This is a genomic window from Luteimonas abyssi, from assembly GCF_001482195.1.
Lineage (GTDB): Bacteria > Pseudomonadota > Gammaproteobacteria > Xanthomonadales > Xanthomonadaceae > Luteimonas > Luteimonas abyssi.
This window is the reverse complement of sequence record NZ_KQ759763.1, coordinates 2,216,951-2,234,445: the sequence shown is the minus strand read 5'-3', so window position 1 is coordinate 2,234,445 and position 17,495 is coordinate 2,216,951. Positions and strand designations below refer to the sequence as shown.

Below are 17,495 nucleotides of genomic sequence, written 5' to 3'. Positions count from 1 at the left end.
GTCACAGCCCGTCCATGAGCGCGAACCGCAGCCGCATCGCGGTCTATCCCGGCACCTTCGATCCGATCACCAACGGTCACATCGATCTGGTCGGCCGGGCGGCCTCGCTGTTCGAGACGATCGTCGTCGGCGTGGCCGAGAGTCCGGCCAAGGGGCCGACCCTGCCGCTCGAGTTGCGAGTGGACCTGGCTCGCCGCGGCTTGGCCGCGTTTCCCAACGTCGAGGTGCGCGGCTTCAATTCGCTGCTGGCGCACTTCGTGCGCGACCTGGGGGCCGGCGTGCTGTTGCGCGGCCTGCGCGCGGTCTCGGATTTCGAGTACGAGTTCCAGCTGGCGAGCATGAACCGCCACCTGATTCCCGAGGTCGAGACCCTGTTCCTGACCCCGGCCGAGCAGTACGGGTTCATTTCCTCGTCGCTGGTGCGCGAGATCTCCCGCCTCGGCGGGGATGTCTCGGGGTTCGTGCCGGCGGCGGTGGCCGAGGCGCTGCAGGCCGAATGGCGGCGCAAACACGACTGATGACATTCCGATCAACGATTCACTGGGGAGGACCCGTATGAAGACCGTCAACCGCCTGCTGCTCGCCGCCTGTCTCGCCGTGCCGCTCGCCGCCTGCCAGAAGGACGAGGCGCCGCAGCAGGTCGAGCGCGCCGCCGTGCCCGCACCGACCGGCAGCAGCAGCGCCGAATGGCGCGCCTATCTGCAGGACCTGGTGCCGCGCCACATGGACGGCATCGTCAACACCCCGTACATCTACCTGGTGCCGGCGGCCGAGGCCGACGAGGCGCCGGTGGTCGAGCCCGCCGAAGGCGGCGAGGCGGCCGAAGGCATGGAGGCGACCGCGCCGACCCTGGCCGACGACGGCGGCGCTTACCAGCGTCAGCTCGACAAGGCCCGTTCGGACCTCGCGCGCGGCATCGTGCGCGGCAACCTGCTGGCCTATGCCGGTGCCGATCCGGCCCGCGTGGCGGGCTTCGTCGAGGCCGCGTTCGAGGGCGTGCCGGAGGGCAGCATGCAGGGCGTTCGCGTGCTCTACATCGGGTCCGCGGCGGAGAGCCCGCGCGCCGAGGCGGCGGTGGCCCCGGCCGGCGTCGAGTACGTCTTCGTCGACACGCAGTGATCGCACGACGAGACCTGTTCCACACCCCGACCTCTCCGGCATGTGCCGGGGAGGTCGTTCGTCGGATGGCCCGTCGCGGCCGTGCCGGCGGCGGCGTCCGCGCGCGGTACGCCGCGGAGGCGGCACCGTGTCGCTGAAGATCAACGAGCTCTGCGTCAACTGCGACGTCTGCGAGCCGGCCTGCCCGAACAAGGCCATTTCCATGGGCGAGACGATCTATGTGATCGATCCGGCCCTGTGCACCGAGTGCGTCGGCCATTACGACGAGCCGCAATGCGTGATGGTGTGCCCGGTCGAGTGCATCGATCCCGACCCGGCCTTCCCCGAAACCCACGAAGAACTGCTGGCCAAGATGCGCCGGCTCGAGGATGCCGCATGACCCGGATCCGCCGCGGGCTGGCGATGGTGTGGCTGTTGGCGCTGTGCCTGCTGCCGGTGTCGGGCTGCGCCGCCGACGGAGCAGGCATCAGGCCGGCGGACAGGCCGCCGGGGATCGCGGTGGCCTCGGCGCACACGCTGGCCACGCAGGCCGGCATCGACACCCTGCACGCCGGCGGCAACGCCTTCGATGCGGCCATCGCCGTGTCGGCGACGCTGTCGGTGGTCGAGCCGATCAGCTCGGGCCTCGGCGGCGGCGGGTTCTTCCTGCTGCACGATGCCGCCAGCGGCCGCGACGTCTTCGTCGACGCCCGCGAGACCGCGCCGGCCGCGGCGACGCCGGCACGCTATCTCGACGCCGATGGCGCGTTCGATCGCGATCGCGCCGAGAACGGTCCCTGGGCCGCGGGCATTCCGGGCCTGCCGGCGGCCTTCGTGCATCTGGCCGAGCGCTACGGCGCGCTGCCGCTGGCGCAATCGCTGGCCCCGGCGATCCGCGCCGCGCGCGACGGCTTCCCGGCCTACGAGCGCATGGTCCGCGGCTACGAGCGCCGTCGCGAGGTGATGGAGCGCTACCCGGGCACGCGCGAGGTGTTCCTGGCGTCGGGCCGGCCGCTGCAGGTGGGCGACACGTTCCGGCAGCCGGATCTCGCCCGCACGCTCGAACGCCTGGCCGCCGAGGGCTTCGACGGGTTCTACCGGGGCGAGACCGGCCGCCTGCTGCTGGCCGGCGTCCACGCCGAAGGCGGCGAGTGGACCGCCGACGAACTGGCCGGCTACCGCGTGGTCGAACGCGAGCCGATCCGGTTCGGCTATCGCGGCTGGGAGATCGTCACCGCGCCGCCGCCGTCGTCGGGCGGCGTGGCGCTGGCGCAGATGCTGCAGATCCTGGCGCCGTGGGAGCTGGACACGCTGGAGCCGGCCATGCGCGCGCACCTGACCATCGAGTCGATGCGCCGCGCCTTCCGCGACCGCACCTTCTATCTGGGCGATCCCGACTTCGTCGAGATCCCCCTGCGCACGTTGACCAGCCGCGACTATGCCGCCGGCCTGCGCGCGACGATCCATCCCTCCCGGGCCACGCCCAGTGACCTGCTCTCCGGCGAACCCACGCCCCTCGAGGACGAGGAGACCACCCACTTCTCGATCATCGACGAACAGGGCAACCGCGTCGCCGGCACGCAGACGGTCAATCTGCTGTACGGCTCGGGGCTGATCCCGCCGGGGACCGGCGTGCTGCTCAACAACGAGATGGACGATTTCGCGCTCAAGCCCGGCACGCCGAACGCGTTCGGGGTGATGGGCTTCGATGCCAACGCGCCGGCGCCCGGCAAGCGCATGCTCAGCTCGATGACGCCGACCTTCATGGTGTCGCCGGAGCGCGTCGCGGTGCTGGGCACGCCCGGCGGCTCGCGGATCATCACCATGGTGCTGCTGGGCATCCTCGGCTACGACGCCGGGCTGGATGCGCAGGCCGTGGCGGCGCTGCCGCGCTTCCATCACCAGTGGATGCCCGACGTGGTGTCCGCCGAGCGCGGGATGTTCGATGCCGGCACCGCCGAGCGGCTGGAGGCGATGGGGCATGCATTGAACCTGCCACCCGACGATGCCGCCGACGGCCGCGGCTCCAGCCATGTCTGGGGCAACCTGCAGACGGTGATGTGGAACCGCGCCGACGGCACGCTCGAGGGTGGCAGCGATCCGCGCAACGATGTCGGTGCGGCCGTGGTCGACAGCAACGTGCCGCGATAGCAGGCTGCAGTCTGCAGGCGCCGTACGCCGGCTCGTCCCGCAGCATGGCAGGGGGGCGCGGCGGTGCCGTGGTGCCCACACGACGTCCGTCCCGCGGCGAACGATGCATGCGAGGCGTCCATGCGCCGCGACCGCGCGGTGCTTCCGACATCCTCCGTGCCCCCACGGCGTCGCGACTCCCGGCGCGTTACGCTTGCGTTCGCCCCACGTGCTCGCGCACCGCGTGTCTCCCGTTTCAGGATCGATGCCTATGAAACTCTGGTCGCTGCTCGGCAATTCCCAACGCCTCGACGGCGGCGCGATGTTCGGCAATGCGCCGCGCGCGCTGTGGACGCGCTGGGCGGAGCCCGATGCGCTCAATCGCATTCCGCTGGCCACCCGTGCGTTGCTGGCGAGCCCGTTGAACGGCCGCACGGTGTTGTTCGAGACCGGTATCGGTGCGTTCTTCGATCCGGCATCGCGCGACCGTTACGGGGTGGTCGAGGCGCGCCATGTGCTGCTCGATTCGCTGGCCGATGCGGGCTTCTCGCACGAGGACATCGACGTGGTGGTGCTTTCGCACCTGCACTTCGATCACGCCGGCGGCCTGCTGGCGGCCTGGCACGAGGGGCGGACGCCCGAGTTGCTGTTTCCCAATGCGACCTTTCTCACCAGCCGCCCGCACTGGGCGCGGGCCACGGCGCCGCACGCGCGCGACCGGGCGAGTTTCATCCCGGAGCTGCCGGGCCTGCTCGAAGCCAGTGGCCGGCTGCAGTTCGTGGACGGCGAGCGGTCACCGCTGCTGGGCGATGCGGTGCGCTTCCGCTACAGCGACGGTCACACGCCGGGCATGATGCTGGCCGAAATCCTCGGTGCCGATCGCGGCGACGGCACGCCGCACGGCGGCATCGTGTTCTGCGCCGACCTGGTGCCGGCCAGGCCCTGGGTGCATGTGCCGATCACGATGGGCTACGACCGCTATCCGGAACTGCTGATCGACGAGAAGGACGCGCTGCTCGCCGACGCGCTCGCTCGCGATGTGCGGCTGTTCTTCACCCACGATCCCGGAATCGCGCTCGCGCGGGTGGTGCGCGATGCGCGCGGCCGCTACGCCACCGATCACGAGGTCGAGGTGCTGAGCGCGCGCGCGCTGGGGGACGCATGAGCCCGCGCCTCGTCGCACGTGTCGCGATGATGGGCGTACTGGTGTGCGCCGCGTGGTTGCCGGGCGGCGTGCTGAAGGCGCAGGAGGGCGAGCGGCCCGTTCCCGCGGAGGTCTTGCGCGACCCGGAGTTCGGCGTCGAGACCCGGCAGGGCTTCGCGTTGCGGCGTGAGGTGCAGATGCTGCAGTGGGTGCCGCGCACGGGCGGCGGCGGGGACCGTCTCGAATGGCGCGACGCGGCCGTGGCCGGCGACGGGCTCGCCGCCGGTCACCAGAATCCGGCGGCGCTTCCGGTGGCGGCCATGCTGTGGCGGACGGACGCGCGCATGCCCGACGGTCGCGAACTCGCGCCGGCGCAACTGCTGGCCAGCGGCGAGTGGCGGCTGCTGTCGCCCGACGCGGCAGCGTTGCCGCCGAATCTGGCGGCGACCTTCCAGTCCAGCGGCGAGGTACTGACCACGGCCGCGGATCCCGATCATCCCGAAGCCGGCGATCTGCGTCTGCGCTGGTCGGCGCTGGTCCTGCCGCCGCACGCGGCGTTCGTGCCGGGCGCCGACGGCTGGGCGCCCGCCCGCCCGGACGCGGGAGCGGGCGCGGCGTCGTCCGGCGACTCGATGCAGCGAAGCGCGCGCTGGCCCTACTGGCTGGCCGCGATCCTCCTGCTGGCGCTGGTGGCCGTGCTGGCGGCGCGCAGGCGCGCCTCCTGAGCCTGGCGACGGCGGTCGTACGCGCTCAGAAGCGCGTATGCACCGTCAGCATCACGTTGCGCGGATCGGCGTAGTAGGTGCCGAAGCCGGTCGGCGCGATCTTCCGGTAGTAGCTCTTGTCGAAGAGGTTGTTGACGTTGAGCTGCAGGCGCACCGCATCGTTGAGCTGGTAACTGCCCATCAGGTTGTAGACCGCATAGCCGCCCTGGCGGGCGACCAGCCCGCCGCTGCGCACGTAGGTGTCGCTCTGGGCCTGCACGCCGCCGCCGACGCGCAGCGCCTGCAAGGCGCCGGGCAGGCGGTAGGTGGTGAACACGCGCAGCAGGTGGCGCGGGTCGGCGCTCCGGACCGGCTGGCCGACATTGGCCGGGCTGTTGTCGCGCAGGTTCTCGGTGCGGGTATTGGTGTAGCCGGCCATGATCTGCCAGTCCGGCGTCAGGTCGCCGGCCAGCTCCAGCTCCCAGCCCTGGCTGCGGGTCTTGCCGTCGGCGATCCTGCAGTATCCGGTCGGGTAGTGCGGCAGGCACGGGTCCGGCGAAGTCACGTCGTCGACGGCGCGGCCGACGTTGTTGATGCGGAACAGCGACAGCGCGGCGTTGAGGCGCCCGCGGAAGAATTCGCCCTTGATGCCGGCCTCGTAGTCCTCGCCGGTGATCGGCGCGATCAGGTTGCCGTCGCGGCCGTAGGCGCTCTGCGGCACGAAGATCTCGCTGTAGCTGGCGTAGGCGCTGAAGCGCCCGCCGAAATCGTAGACCAGGCCCGCGTAGGGCGTGATCTCGCGGTCCACCGAGTAGCCGCTGGCGGGATTGCTGGGCACCGAGTACGTCCACCAGTTCGCGCGCGCGCCGACCAGGGCGGTGAGCGGATCGGCCAGCGAGAGTTTGGCGACCGCGAACACGCCTTCCTGGCGGGTGGCGTTGTCGATGCCCTCGAAATAATTGGCCGTGCCGGTGTCGAACGGTTCGGGATAGCTCGTCCACGGGTTCCACTCGCGCACATCCACCCCGGTCATCGGCGCGATGTTCCAGTAGCCCGAGGAGTTCGCGGTCTTCACATTGCGGCCCTCGGCGCCGGCGGTGAGATGGTGCATGCGGCCGAACAGCTGGAACGGGCCGTCGACGACCAGCCCGATCGCGTTCTGGTGGCTGCCGGCGTCGCCGTAGATCGCCGTCGACACGTCGACCAGGTGGGGATCGGTGGCCGAGGCTGGACGCGAGAACGAGGTCTGCTTGAAGTCGTTGATGTAGCCGAAGCGGGTGTGCGCGGCGTTCAGGCGGACGTTCCAGTCGTTGTCGAAGCGATGCTCCAGGCCGAGGAAGACCTGCTGGTTGTAGCGGTCCCAGGTGTTCCAGTCCGCGCCGAGGTAGGTGCTGCGCGGCAGGTGCAGCGGGCTGCCGTCGAGGTCCGACGGCAGTCCGCCCCATGAGCCCGTCGCATAGAGGTCGGCGTGCTGCAGGCTCAAGGTGAGCAACGTGCTGTCGGTGACGTCGGCTTCGAGCACGCCGTAGACGGTGCGCCGTTGCTCCGTCCGCGCGTCCTGGAAGAAATCCTTGTCGTCGTAGGCGGCGACGATCCGCCCGCGCACGCTGCCGCTGGCGTTGAGCGGCGCGGACAGGTCGGCTTCCACGCGGCGGCGGTCCCACGAGCCGAGGGTGAGCCCGGCCGAGGCCTGCAGCTCGCGGGTCGGCCGCTTGCGTACCAGGTTCACCGTCGCCGACGGGTTGCCGGCGCCGCGCAGCAGACCGGCCGCGCCGCGCAGGATCTCGAGCCGGTCGAGCACGACGGTGTCGGGCTGGATGAAGACCGAGCCCGCCTGGTCGATCGACAGGCCGTCGATCTGCAGCGAGTCGATGGCGAAGCCGCGCGCGAAGTAATTGACGCGTTCGCTGTCGGTGTAATCGACGGTGACGCCCGGGGTGTTCTGCAGCACTTCGTGCAGATCCGGCAGGACGCGGTCGTCGAGCAACTGACGCGAGATGACGGTGACCGGCTGCGGGGTCTCGCGGATGCTGCGAATGCCCTTGAAGAGAGTGGTCTCACGGCCACCGTAGGTACGCGAGCCCTCGGTCGATGCATCGCGCTGCGCCTGCACGACGACGGTATCGAGGGTCCTCGCGGCAGATGTCCCCTCGGTGGATTGCGCCCACGCCGGACCCGCGGGGCTGGTCAACGCCACCATGAGCGCCAGGGCCAGCGGCCGGCGTGGGGCCGGGGCGTGCGGACGCCTCCCGGGCAGGATGACGGGGCGATTGCGCGGCATGGGAGAACTCCAGAAGACGGTGACCGGAACAGCACCGCAGGCCCACGGCATTGCGATGGGCGAGACGGCATACGTGGCCGAGAACAAGACTGATAATGCGAACGATTCGCGTTAATCGCTATTGTGAGCGATACCGCCGAATCGGTGCAAGCGGTGGCCTCGGCGTCCAGACGGGTCTGGACGCGATGCGCGCCTCGTCAGGCCGCGGGGTCAGCCATCGAGCCGATCGCGGCGGTGCGTCCGGCGGCGTCCGGTCGGTCTACGTTCCGTCGCCCGAGACAGAGCGGACGCGGCCGGTGCGATGGTGCGCCGTCCGGCGACCAGGGCATCGTGGATATGCGGCGCCGGGCATCGCAGGACGGCTCGTTCCGCCGCGGCCGATGGCCGTGCGGGATTCGGTGCCGCCACGAATCCGGGGCCGCTACGGAATCCGGGTGCCGAAGATCCGGTCGCCGGCATCGCCCAGGCCGGGCAGGATGTAACCCTTCTCGTTGAGGCGCTGGTCGATCGCGGCGGTGTAGACCTCGACGTCGGGATGCGCAGCCTCGAGAGCCCGCAGGCCTTCCGGCGCCGCCACCAGGAAGATGCCCTTGATCCGGCGCGCGCCGGCGCGCTTGAGCATGTCGACGGTGGCGATCAGGGTGCCGCCGGTGGCCAGCATCGGGTCGAGGATCAGCGCATCGCGCTCGTCGAGGCGGCCTGTCAGGCGTTCGAAGTACGTCGCCGGCTGCAGGGTTTCTTCGTCGCGTTGCAGGCCCACCACGCTGACCTTGGCGGCCGGGATCAGCGACAGCACGCCGTCGAGCATGCCCAGTCCCGCGCGCAGGATGGGCACCACGGTGATCTTGGCTCCGGCGATGCGGCGCACGGCGACCTCGCCGGCCCAGCCGGGCTGCACGGCGGCTTCGGTCTCCAGGTCGGCGGTGGCCTCGTAGGCCAGCAGGGTGCCGAGTTCGGTGACCAGTTCGCGAAATCCTTTGGTGGACAACCCGGCATCGCGCAGCAGGCCGATCTTGTGCTGGACCAGGGGGTGGCGGACTTCGACGATCTTCATGGCGGCTCCCGAGACGGAGCCGCCAGTGTGCCGCAGTCGGCACCGGCGACGCACGCGGCCGGCGGCCGCGTGCGCGATGTGCGGATCAGTACTCGAAGCGCACGCCGGCCAGCCAGGAGCGGCCGAAGTTCTCCATTTCCAGCACCCGGGCGCGTTCGCCCTGGAAGCGGACCTGGTCGGTATCGGTGATGTTGTTGACCTCGCCGAACAGGCGCCACTGCGGGGTCAATGCGTAACCGACCGAGAAATCCAGGCTCTCGCGATCGTCCCAGTACACATTGAGTTCCGGCGAGGTCACGTCGAACGCCTGGATGAACCTGGAACGGTAGTTGTAGGCCAGACGCGCGGTGAAGCCGTGCTTGTCGTAGCTCAGGGCGACGTTGTAGTTGTTGCGCGACGTCCCGGGCAGCTCGGTGCTGCCGCCGTCGAACGGCAGGTCCGCACGCGAGTTGGCATAGGTGTAGTTGGTGTAGACGCCCAGGCCGTCGAACGGCGCCGGCAGGAAGTCGAAGGTCTGCTGCCAGGCCAGCTCCGCGCCGTAGATGCGGCCGCTGTCGCCGTTCTCCGGGCGGGTGGTGCGGACGCGGCTGCCGTCCGGCTGGACCTCGGTCGAGGTGGCGACGAACAGCGGATGCTCGATGCGCTTGTAGAACACCGCCGCCGACACCAGGCCCAGCGGGCGCAGGTAGCGTTCCAGCGACAGGTCGAGGTTGTGCGCGTAGGCCGCCTCGACGTCCGGATTGCCTGCCTCGACCTCGATGATCGCATTGTCCCCATCCGAATCGTCGGCGAAGACCCGGAACGGGGCGGTGCGGTGGAAGTCGGGCCGGTTCAGGCCGGTCGAGTAGGACGCGCGCCAGATGGTGTCGGCGTCGATCTCGTAACGCAGGTGGACGCTCGGCAGCAGGTGGCCGTAATCGCGGCTCGAACGCATCGGGACGATGACCTCCTCGTCCTCGTCGAACTGGATCGCCGCGCCCTCCAGTCGGGTGCGCTCGTAGCGCAGGCCGGTGACCAGGGTCAGTTGCTCCCATTCCGCGTCCAGGCGGACGTAGGCGCCGTGCACGTCCTCCTCGGCGGTGTAGTCGCCGATCAGGGAGTCGGGGATCAGACGCCCGTGGTTCTCGCTGTCGCGCAGAGGGCCGGCATGGCGGTCGAAGATGTCGCGGCAGAAGCGGCGGCCGGCGAGGAAGTAGCCGAAATTGTTGGAGACGCCGTCGCACAGCATGTCCGACATGGTGATGCCGAGCGCCGCGAAGTCGTCCGCATCGCTATTGCGGTAACGCTCGTCGTCGAACGACTTTTCGCGCATGCGCGAGCGCAGGCCGAACTTCATCGTGCCGCTGTCGCCGAGCAAGGCCTGCTGCCGCTCGAAATCGAGCCGCAGCGCGTCTTCGGTTTCGCGGTTGTACTCGTAACGGTCGTTGAGGCGACGGAAGCCGAACCAGGATTCGGGCAGGTCGACGCCGGTGGCCGGTGCGTCGGGCTGGCCGATGATGGTCCAGGTCGGGAAGTCGTGGTTGGTGTAGTCGTAGGCCAGTTCCGGGCGCACGGTGGAGCGGAAGACGTACTGCATGCGCGGCTGGGTTTCCTTGGTCGCGCGGCTGCGCGAGGCCTGCCAGTCGATCTTCCATTGGTCGCCGACGAAGTGCTCGCCGCCCAGGTTGAAGGTGCGGATGTTCTTGTCGTAGGTGCGCTCGCGCAGCTCCTTGTCGAAGGTGGCGCGCCCGGCGGTGCCGGTGGTCTGGCCGGAATCGTCGGTATGGCGCTCGAGTTCCATGATCAGGTTGTCGCGGAACTCGCGATCCTCGAACGTGGAGTCGGAAGCGACGAAGTACAGCAGGTTGCCCGGGTCGATCCGGAAATCGAAGCGGCCGGTCACGCCCGTGCGCGTGCGCACGCCTTCGTAATCCTTGATCTCGACCGCTGCCGGCACGATGCGGCCGTCGCCGAGATCCTGGTACAGCGTCTCGACGTTGTCGGTGAAGCGCCCCTGCCGGCTGTGCGATGCCGACAGCAGCACGCCGACGTTGCGGTCGGCACCGAAGCGGTTGCCGAGGGTCGCGTTGTAGCGCTCGTTGTCGCCGTTGCCCAGCTCGTAACGCCCCATGCCGGCCGAAGCGCGCAGGGTCATGCCGTCGCGGTCCAGCGCACTCTGGGTACGGATGTTGATGTTGCCCGCGATGGCGTCGCCGTCCATGTCCGGGGTCAGCGCCTTGGTGACTTCCAGTGCGGAGATGACGTCGGCCGGGATGGTGTCGAGCTCCACGCCGCGGCTGGCGGAGTCGGGGTTGGCCAACTGCACGCCGTCGATCGAGACGGTGGTGAACTCCTTCGGCGCGCCGCGCACGGTGACGTAGCGGCCTTCGCCCTGGTCGCGCTCGATCGACACGCCGGGAATGCGCTGGGTGGATTCGGCGATGTTGTTGTCGGGGAACTGGCCGAGCAGGTCGGCGGACACCACGTTGGTGTAGTTGATCGCGGTGCGCTGCTGGTTGAGCGCGAGCGCCTGCGCGTCGCGGGTGCCGCGCACCTGGATGCGATCGAGCTCCATCGCCGCGGTGCTCTGCAGGGTGACGTCGAGGCGCACGCCGGCATCGGCGCCGACGTCGATTTCCACTTCCCGGCCCTGATAGCCCAGGTAGTCGATACGCAACGTATAGCGTCCGGGGGCGACACCGCTGATCCGGAAGCCACCGTCGCGGCCGGTGGTGACCTGGTAACCGTTGAGGATCACCACGGCACCGTCGAGCGATACACCGCGCACGCCCTCCTTGACGCGCCCGTTCACGATCCCGGGCGCGCCGCTGGCGGAGACCTCCGGTTGGGGCAGGGACTGCGCGCCGGCGTGCGAGGGGAGGAGAAGCGCGAGCGCGGAAGCGACCGCGAGCGTCATCGCGGAACGGGTCGGATTCATCGTGTGCCCTGGACTGACTGGGAAAGAAGAAAACGACAGCGTCGCGATGCGAGGGCTGTCGTTGGCGCCGCACTCTGTGCGTGGAACGTTTCAGCCCGGTTAAAAGGCGATGAAGTTTTCGCGCCGACCCGCCGCCGTCACGGCACTGCAGCAATGGCGACGTAGGCTGCAGCCCCCGCTGGTTTCGCCGAGTCAGATGGCATCCGTTTCGATCCTTTCCCAGCCTGCTCTCTCCTTGTTCGTCGTCGCCGCCCGCAGTCCCGGCGATGTTCCATCGGCATGTACCGATGGCATCGCGCTGGACCAGCGCGCCACCGGAGGGTTTTCGCAGCGCGCCGTGTACGCCGTTCGCGACGACCAGGAATTGGTGGCGTTCGACTGGCGCGACATGGCCTCCACGCTCAATTCGTCCCCTCGCGAGACCCACGCATGAATCTCCGTCGTCACTTCAAGCGCGCGGTTGTCGCCGCCGCGATCGCCGCCGTCCTGTCCACCCCGCTGTCCGCGCAGGACATCCGGCGTACGCAGCCGGATCCGAACACGCTGGTGCCCGCGGGCGTGATGCACTACGCCGCGAACGCGTTGCCGGACCGCATCGTCGCCACCCCGCTGGAAGACGCCGCGCGCGGCTTTTCCGTCGCCTGGCGCACCGGTGCCGGCGTCGAGGCACCCGTGGTCGAAATCGCGGAGGCCGGCGATTCGCCCGATCCGGGCGAAGTGCGCCGGGTGCGTGCGGCGACCACGCCGATGGCAACCGAGAACGGTCCCGCGCATGCCCATCGCGCACGCATCGACGGTCTGGAACCGGACACGCTGTATGCCTGGCGCGTGCAGGGCGATGGCACTTGGGGGCCCTGGCGGCAGATGCGGACCGCGCCGGCGCCGGAGCAGCCGATGACGGTGCTGTACTTCGGCGACACCCAGAACCAGAACGCCAGTCTGGTGTCGCGGGTGATGCTGGAGTCGTTGCGGCACGCACCGGATGCGCGGCTCGCGCTGTTCGCCGGCGACCTGGTCAGCGGCGGCGACGGCGAGGACGACAACGAATGGGGCGAGTGGTTCGACGCCGTCGCGCCCGTCGCCGCGACCATGACCATCGCGCCTGCGATGGGCAACCACGAGTACGACGAAGAGTTCGAGGATACGCCGCAGGAGCGGCGCATCATGGGCACGCACTGGCCGCACACCTTCGCGCTGCCGGGTAATGGTGCGACCGGCGCGGACATCAGTACGTACTGGTTCGATGCGCAGGATGTCCGCTTCGTCGTGCTGGATGGCACGTCGGCGCTGGATCTGGGCACCGCCCAGGCGCAGGCGCGATGGCTGGACGGCGTGCTCACCGACAGCCCGCGTCGCTGGACGGTGGTGTTGATCCACCAGCCGATGTTCTCGCCACGCCAGGATCGCGACAACGTGGTGTTGCGCGAGCAGGTGCTGCCGGTGCTGGAGCGCCACGCCGTGGATCTGGTCCTGCAGGGCCACGACCATGTCTACGGCCGGCGCGGTGGCGAGCGGGCGCGGCCGACGCCGCAGTACGTGGTCTCGGTGGCGGGTGCCAAGCAGTACCGGCTCTCGGCGCAGGCGCGCCAGGACATGTCGCCGGTCGCGGAAGACACCCAGCTGTTCCAGGTGCTGCGCATCGACGGCGACCGGCTCGCCTACGAATCGCGCACCGTGACCGGGCGTCTCTACGACGCGTTCGAGCTGCAGCGCCGGGGGGATTCGGTGGCGCTGGTCGAGCGGACGGAAGGGCGCATCCAGCAGCGCGACTGCCCGCGCGAGGCGACGCTGAAGGGACGGGCGGACCGGTGCTGGGAGTGACCGGGCCGCGTCGGCCAGCCGGGCTGGGCGCCGCGCTGGCGCTCATGCTGCTGGTGCCGTTGACAGTGGGTCTGGCGGGGCCGGCTGCTCCGACCGCACGTGCGTCGGAGCGGCCGGCGCATCCGTTGCGGGTGGCGCAACCCGCGACGGCACCGGCAGAGGTTCTGCTGGCGGTGGAGATTCCCGCCGGCGGGCAGGTCAAGTACGAGCTGGGCGAGGACGGGCTGCTGTACGCGGACCGCCTCATGGCGATGGCGGTGGCCTATCCGGCCAACTACGGCGCGCTGCCGTCCACGCTCGGTGGCGATGGCGATCCCCTGGACGGCCTGGTACTCACCCGGATGCCGGTGATGCCGGGCGCGCTGATCAAGGTGCGTCCGGTCGGCGTACTGCGGATGCGCGACGGTGGCGAGGACGACGAGAAAATCGTCGCCGTGCCCGCCGACGACGTGGACCCGACCTACACGGCGGTCCGGGGCCTCGACGACCTGCCGGCGCTCGAACGCCAGCGGATCGAGGCCTTCTTCCGCGTATACAAGGATCTGCCCGAGGGCACCAACCGCATCGAACTGCAGGGGTGGGGCGACGCCGCCGAGGCCCGGCGGCTCGTGGTCGAGGCCATGGCGCGCTTCGCGGAGGCCGGCGACGACTGACGCATCGTGGCCCGCCGGGCATCCGGATCGGGGCGGCGCGGGAGGGTCGACACACAAGGGGCCAAGCGATGTCTGCCAGCTGCGTACGGCCGTTTCACCGGGGCGCGTTGCAGGCGCGTACGAGCGCATGCGGACGACCCGCGGAGCTTTCGCCGCGGCGTCTATGCCCGGGGGGGCCGCTGTGTGGTCCAAGCATTCCCGGGCGAGGCGCACGGGCGTCGACCGACCACCGGGACGTCGTTGCTGAACGCGGCAGGGGGTGCGTGACCGGGGTCGAGCCCACTAGAATGCCGGCCCTGGAAACGTTTTCTCAGAGGCTGCATGGCTGCTTCCGCCCGGATCGAGTCCCTGATCGCCCGCATGACCGTCGAGGAGAAGGTCGGCCAGCTCGGGGTCTTCGCCGATATGGTGCGGCCGTTCGCGCCCGACGTGAATCCCGAAGCCAATGTGCGCAATGCCGACGAGGTGCTGGCGCAGGTCCGGGCCGGCCGCGTCGGCTCGCTGTTCAACGGCGTGGGCGCCGAGCTGGGCCGGCGGATCCAGCAGGTCGCGGTTGAGGAGAGCCGGCTGGGCATCCCGGTCGCGCTGGCGGCCGACGTGATCCACGGCATGCGTACGGTGTTCCCCATTCCGCTGGGCGAGGCGGCGAGCTTCGAGCCCGCGCTGGCCGAGCGCACGGCGCGGGCGACCGCGGTGGAGGCGACCGCGGCCGGTCTGCACTGGACCTATGCGCCCGCGGTCGATATCGCCCGCGACCAGCGCTGGGGCCGGGGGGCCGAGGGCGCCGGCGAGGATGTGGTGCTCGGCTGCGCGTTCGCCGCCGCCCGTGTGCGCGGCTTCCAGGGCGACGACCTGACCGCGCACGACGCGCTGCTGGCCACGCCCAAGCATTTCGCCGCCTATGGCGCCGTGGCCGCCGGCATGGAATACGCCAGTGTCGACATCGCCCCGCAGACCCTGCGCGACGTGCACCTGCCGCCGTTCCAGGCGGCGTTCGCGGCCGGCGCGATCAGCGTGATGTCGGCCTTCAACGACATCAACGGGGTGCCCGCCAGCGCCAATCGCGGGCTGCTGACCGGCATCCTGCGCGAGGAATGGGGCTTCGACGGTGTGGTGATCTCGGACTACACCGCCGACATGGAACTGGTCGCCCACGGCTATGCGGAAGATGACCGCGACGCGACGAAGAAGGCGTTTCTCGCCGGTCTCGATCTCAGCATGCAGAGCGGCTTCTATGCCGCGCACCTGCCCGCGCTGGTGGAAAGCGGCGAGGTGCCGATGGCGGCGCTGGACGAAGGCGTGCGGCGGATGCTGGTGCTCAAGGAACGCATCGGTTTGCTCGACGACCCCTATCGTTCGCTGGATCCGGAGCGCGAGGCGGACACGGGGCATCTGGCCGATCACGAGGCCCTGGCACGGGATGCGGCGCGGCGTTCGATCGTCCTGTTGAAGAACGACGATGCGGTGCTGCCGCTGAAGAAGCGGGAGCAGCGCATCGCGCTGGTCGGCCCGTTCGCGCGCGACCGCGAGAACATCGAGGGTTGCTGGACGCTGTTCGGCGACAGGAGCCGCTACGAGCCGCTCGAGGACGGGGTGCGCGCCGCGCTCGGCGAGGCCGCGGCCTCGCTGGTGGTGGTCCCGGGCTGCGATCTGGAGGCGCCGGTGGAAGGCGGGATCGAAGCCGCGGTGGCCGCCGCGCGCGATGCGGACGTGGTGGTGCTGGCCCTGGGTGAGCCGCAGCGCTACAGCGGCGAGGCGCAGTCGCGCATCGACATCGGTCTGCCGCCGGCGCAGGAGGCGCTGGCCGAAGCGGTGGCGGCGACCGGTACGCCGGTGGTCGTCGTGCTGCGCAACGGTCGCGCGCTGGCGCTGACCGGCGCCGTCCGCGATGCGCAGGCGATCCTGGTGACGTGGTACCTCGGCACCCGCACCGGTTCGGCGGTGGCCGACGTGCTGTTCGGCGATTACAACCCGTCCGCACGGTTGCCGGTGAGCTTTCCGCAGGCGACTGGGCAGCAGCCTTACTTCTACAACCATCCGCGAACGGGGCGGCCGGAGTTGCCGACGATGTCGGAGTTCAAGGCGCGCTGGCGGGAAATTCCGAACGAGCCGCTGTATCCGTTCGGGTACGGCCTGAGCTACACGCGGTTCGAGTACGACGCGCCACGTCTCGGCACGACGCGGCTGGGGTGGGACGACACGCTGGAGATCGTGACCACGGTGCGCAACGTGGGCGATGTGGACGGCGAGGAGGTTGTGCAGCTCTATATCCACGACCGTGTCGCCAGCCGGGTGCGGCCGGTGCGCGAGCTGAAGGCGTTCGAGAAGGTGGCGATCGCGGCGGGCGGCGAGGTGGAGGTGCGGTTCGCGTTGCATCGGGATGCGCTTGCGTTCACCGATGCGGACGGCGTGCGTCGTGCCGAGCCGGGGTTGTTCGATCTGTGGGTGTGCGCGAATGCGAAGAGCGGCGAGCCGGTGTCGTTCGAGTTGCTGGCGTCTGGGGTGTCGGCAGCGCCTTAGGTGTTGTTTGTCCGGCTATCGGGCTGTCGCTGGAAACTAGGTGGTAGACGTCGTGTCGCTTGGTCTCGTTGCGACCTGACGGCCTTTGCCGGAATGGGCAGCTTCCTCCTTGCGCGACGTCTCCGGCCACCGGCCGCGTGGAAGCCGTTTGCGCGGGGTTCGTTAGGACGCCGCGCCCAGGCGGCCGGGAATCGCTCTTCCCTCGGTCAAGGCATCCTGCCTTGACTCGGGCGCGCGCCATCCATGGCGCGCTTGACGCGACACCCGACCGCCTGGGCACGGCTCGTCTCGGCGTCGAGATGGGCGCCTCGCCTAAAAGAAGCTGCGTCAGCGAATGGCCGACGCGGCGTCGCGGCCGGGGTATGCGGAGAGCAGGCCATGGATGGCCTGCGGCGGCGAGTCAGACAGGGATGTCTGACCGAGCCGAGGAGCATGCCCCGGTTGCGGCGCCGCTCCCGCCGAAGCCGACACGCTCACCTGCTCTCTTCTCCGACTACCCCGAGCATTCGGGAGAGCCGTTTTCCATACATTCTCACGAGGAGGTTTGTGAACATCCGCCCACGGCAGCGGGGGGGCTCGGTGGCACATTGTCGTATCCCCGGCGTGATCCAAGCCGGTGATACGACGCCGCGGAACGTCAGGCCGCGGCGGCCTGGGTCTTGCGCGGGCCTTCGCGCAGGGCGCGGCCGACCATCGAGACCAGCAGGTCGAGTTCCGCGTCGGTGATGGCGAAGTGCGGGGTGAAGCGCAGCGAGTTGGCGCCGCCGTGGATCACGCCGACGCCCTGTTCGCGCAGCCACTCCTCGGTGGAGCCGGCGCCGTAGCACTTGAACTCGGGCGCGAGCTCGCAGGAGAACAGCAGGCCGGTGCCCTGCACCTTGGTGATCAGGCCGCCCAGCTCGCCCTTGAGCGTCTCCAGCTTCGCCACGGCGGCCTTTCCAGCGTCGCGGATGTTGGTGCGCAGGGCGGGGGTGAGCTGACCCAGCGTGGTGCTGGCGACATCGAGTGCGCGCGGGTTGGCGGTCATGGTGTTGCCGTAGACGCCGCTGCGGTACAGGCCGGCGGCGTGTGCGGTCACCGCCAGCACCGACAGCGGGTACTGGCCGGCGTTGAGGGCCTTGGAGTAGGTCTCCATGTCCGGGGCATCGGCGTCCTGGAAGCCGGGGTAGTCGA

At 69.9% G+C, this 17,495-nt stretch carries 14 protein-coding genes; 10 read left to right on the top strand and 4 right to left on the bottom strand.

Features of this window, described 5'->3' with window-relative positions:
- Window positions 1–14: 14 nt before the first annotated feature.
- The 6 genes from coaD to RG19_RS09370 all read left to right on the top strand — a co-directional run bounded on the left by coaD (window position 15) and on the right by RG19_RS09370 (window position 5,097).
- On the top strand, window positions 15–518 hold the full coding sequence (coaD, locus tag RG19_RS09395; protein ID WP_058835049.1) for a pantetheine-phosphate adenylyltransferase: 504 nt from the start codon (window positions 15–17) through the stop codon (window positions 516–518).
- A gap of 37 nt (window positions 519–555) precedes the next feature.
- On the top strand, window positions 556–1,119 hold the full coding sequence (locus RG19_RS09390; RefSeq protein WP_058835048.1) for a hypothetical protein: 564 nt from the start codon (window positions 556–558) through the stop codon (window positions 1,117–1,119).
- A gap of 127 nt (window positions 1,120–1,246) precedes the next feature.
- On the top strand, window positions 1,247–1,498 hold the full coding sequence (locus tag RG19_RS09385; RefSeq protein WP_058835047.1) for a YfhL family 4Fe-4S dicluster ferredoxin: 252 nt from the start codon (window positions 1,247–1,249) through the stop codon (window positions 1,496–1,498).
- Window positions 1,495–3,249: a gamma-glutamyltransferase gene (ggt, locus tag RG19_RS09380; RefSeq protein ID WP_058835046.1), complete on the top strand. Its 1,755-nt coding sequence runs from the start codon at window positions 1,495–1,497 to the stop codon at window positions 3,247–3,249. Before RG19_RS09385 ends, ggt begins: the two co-directional genes overlap by 4 nt.
- A 250-nt stretch (window positions 3,250–3,499) precedes the next feature.
- Window positions 3,500–4,393, top strand: a complete 894-nt coding sequence (locus RG19_RS09375) for an MBL fold metallo-hydrolase (RefSeq protein WP_058835045.1) — start codon at window positions 3,500–3,502, stop codon at window positions 4,391–4,393.
- On the top strand, window positions 4,390–5,097 hold the full coding sequence (locus RG19_RS09370) for a hypothetical protein (RefSeq protein ID WP_058835044.1): 708 nt from the start codon (window positions 4,390–4,392) through the stop codon (window positions 5,095–5,097). Before RG19_RS09375 ends, RG19_RS09370 begins: the two co-directional genes overlap by 4 nt.
- 25 nt (window positions 5,098–5,122) lie before the next feature.
- On the opposite strand, the gene RG19_RS09365 is transcribed toward RG19_RS09370, so the two are convergent.
- The 3 genes from RG19_RS09365 to RG19_RS09355 all read right to left on the bottom strand — a co-directional run bounded on the left by RG19_RS09365 (window position 5,123) and on the right by RG19_RS09355 (window position 11,328).
- Window positions 5,123–7,357, bottom strand: coding sequence for a TonB-dependent siderophore receptor (locus RG19_RS09365; RefSeq protein ID WP_058835043.1), 2,235 nt, complete (start codon window positions 7,355–7,357; stop codon window positions 5,123–5,125).
- A 421-nt stretch (window positions 7,358–7,778) separates the two neighbouring features.
- Entirely contained in the window at window positions 7,779–8,411 is a 633-nt protein-coding gene (gene upp, locus RG19_RS09360) for a uracil phosphoribosyltransferase (RefSeq protein ID WP_058835042.1), read from the bottom strand.
- A gap of 85 nt (window positions 8,412–8,496) precedes the next feature.
- Entirely contained in the window at window positions 8,497–11,328 is a 2,832-nt protein-coding gene (locus RG19_RS09355) for a TonB-dependent receptor (protein WP_058835041.1), read from the bottom strand.
- 109 nt (window positions 11,329–11,437) lie between these two features.
- Here RG19_RS09355 and RG19_RS17630 point away from each other — a divergent pair, with 109 nt between their 5' ends.
- The 4 genes from RG19_RS17630 (at window position 11,438) to RG19_RS09335 (ending at window position 16,322) form a co-directional block, all read left to right on the top strand.
- Window positions 11,438–11,761 (top strand): hypothetical protein, encoded by a 324-nt coding sequence (locus RG19_RS17630; RefSeq protein WP_157515224.1) that lies wholly within the window; start codon window positions 11,438–11,440, stop codon window positions 11,759–11,761.
- Entirely contained in the window at window positions 11,758–13,149 is a 1,392-nt protein-coding gene (locus RG19_RS09345; RefSeq protein ID WP_058835039.1) for a purple acid phosphatase family protein, read from the top strand. The genes RG19_RS17630 and RG19_RS09345 overlap by 4 nt, the downstream gene beginning before the upstream one ends.
- Entirely contained in the window at window positions 13,146–13,802 is a 657-nt protein-coding gene (locus RG19_RS09340; protein WP_058835038.1) for an inorganic diphosphatase, read from the top strand. Before RG19_RS09345 ends, RG19_RS09340 begins: the two co-directional genes overlap by 4 nt.
- Window positions 13,803–14,123: 321 nt before the next feature.
- Complete coding sequence (locus tag RG19_RS09335; RefSeq protein ID WP_058835037.1) at window positions 14,124–16,322, top strand: glycoside hydrolase family 3 N-terminal domain-containing protein; 2,199 nt, start codon at window positions 14,124–14,126, stop codon at window positions 16,320–16,322.
- 637 nt (window positions 16,323–16,959) lie between these two features.
- On the opposite strand, the gene RG19_RS17235 is transcribed toward RG19_RS09335, so the two are convergent.
- Window positions 16,960–17,495 (bottom strand): aminotransferase class III-fold pyridoxal phosphate-dependent enzyme (locus tag RG19_RS17235; protein ID WP_157515365.1); only part of this gene is annotated, 536 nt, incomplete at its 5' end.

Excerpts from the sequence above, each read along its gene's own strand:
- coaD (WP_058835049.1), top strand. The coding sequence starts at position 15 with ATGAGCGCGAACCGCAGCCGCATCGCGGTCTATCCCGGCACCTTCGAT.
- RG19_RS09390 (WP_058835048.1), top strand. The coding sequence starts at position 556 with ATGAAGACCGTCAACCGCCTGCTGCTCGCCGCCTGTCTCGCCGTGCCG.
- ggt (WP_058835046.1), top strand. The coding sequence starts at position 1,495 with ATGACCCGGATCCGCCGCGGGCTGGCGATGGTGTGGCTGTTGGCGCTG.
- RG19_RS09375 (WP_058835045.1), top strand. The coding sequence starts at position 3,500 with ATGAAACTCTGGTCGCTGCTCGGCAATTCCCAACGCCTCGACGGCGGC.
- RG19_RS09370 (WP_058835044.1), top strand. The coding sequence starts at position 4,390 with ATGAGCCCGCGCCTCGTCGCACGTGTCGCGATGATGGGCGTACTGGTG.
- RG19_RS09365 (WP_058835043.1), bottom strand. The coding sequence starts at position 7,357 with ATGCCGCGCAATCGCCCCGTCATCCTGCCCGGGAGGCGTCCGCACGCC.
- upp (WP_058835042.1), bottom strand. The coding sequence starts at position 8,411 with ATGAAGATCGTCGAAGTCCGCCACCCCCTGGTCCAGCACAAGATCGGC.
- RG19_RS09355 (WP_058835041.1), bottom strand. The coding sequence starts at position 11,328 with ATGAATCCGACCCGTTCCGCGATGACGCTCGCGGTCGCTTCCGCGCTC.
- RG19_RS17630 (WP_157515224.1), top strand. The coding sequence starts at position 11,438 with ATGAAGTTTTCGCGCCGACCCGCCGCCGTCACGGCACTGCAGCAATGG.
- RG19_RS09345 (WP_058835039.1), top strand. The coding sequence starts at position 11,758 with ATGAATCTCCGTCGTCACTTCAAGCGCGCGGTTGTCGCCGCCGCGATC.
- RG19_RS09335 (WP_058835037.1), top strand. The coding sequence starts at position 14,124 with ATGGCTGCTTCCGCCCGGATCGAGTCCCTGATCGCCCGCATGACCGTC.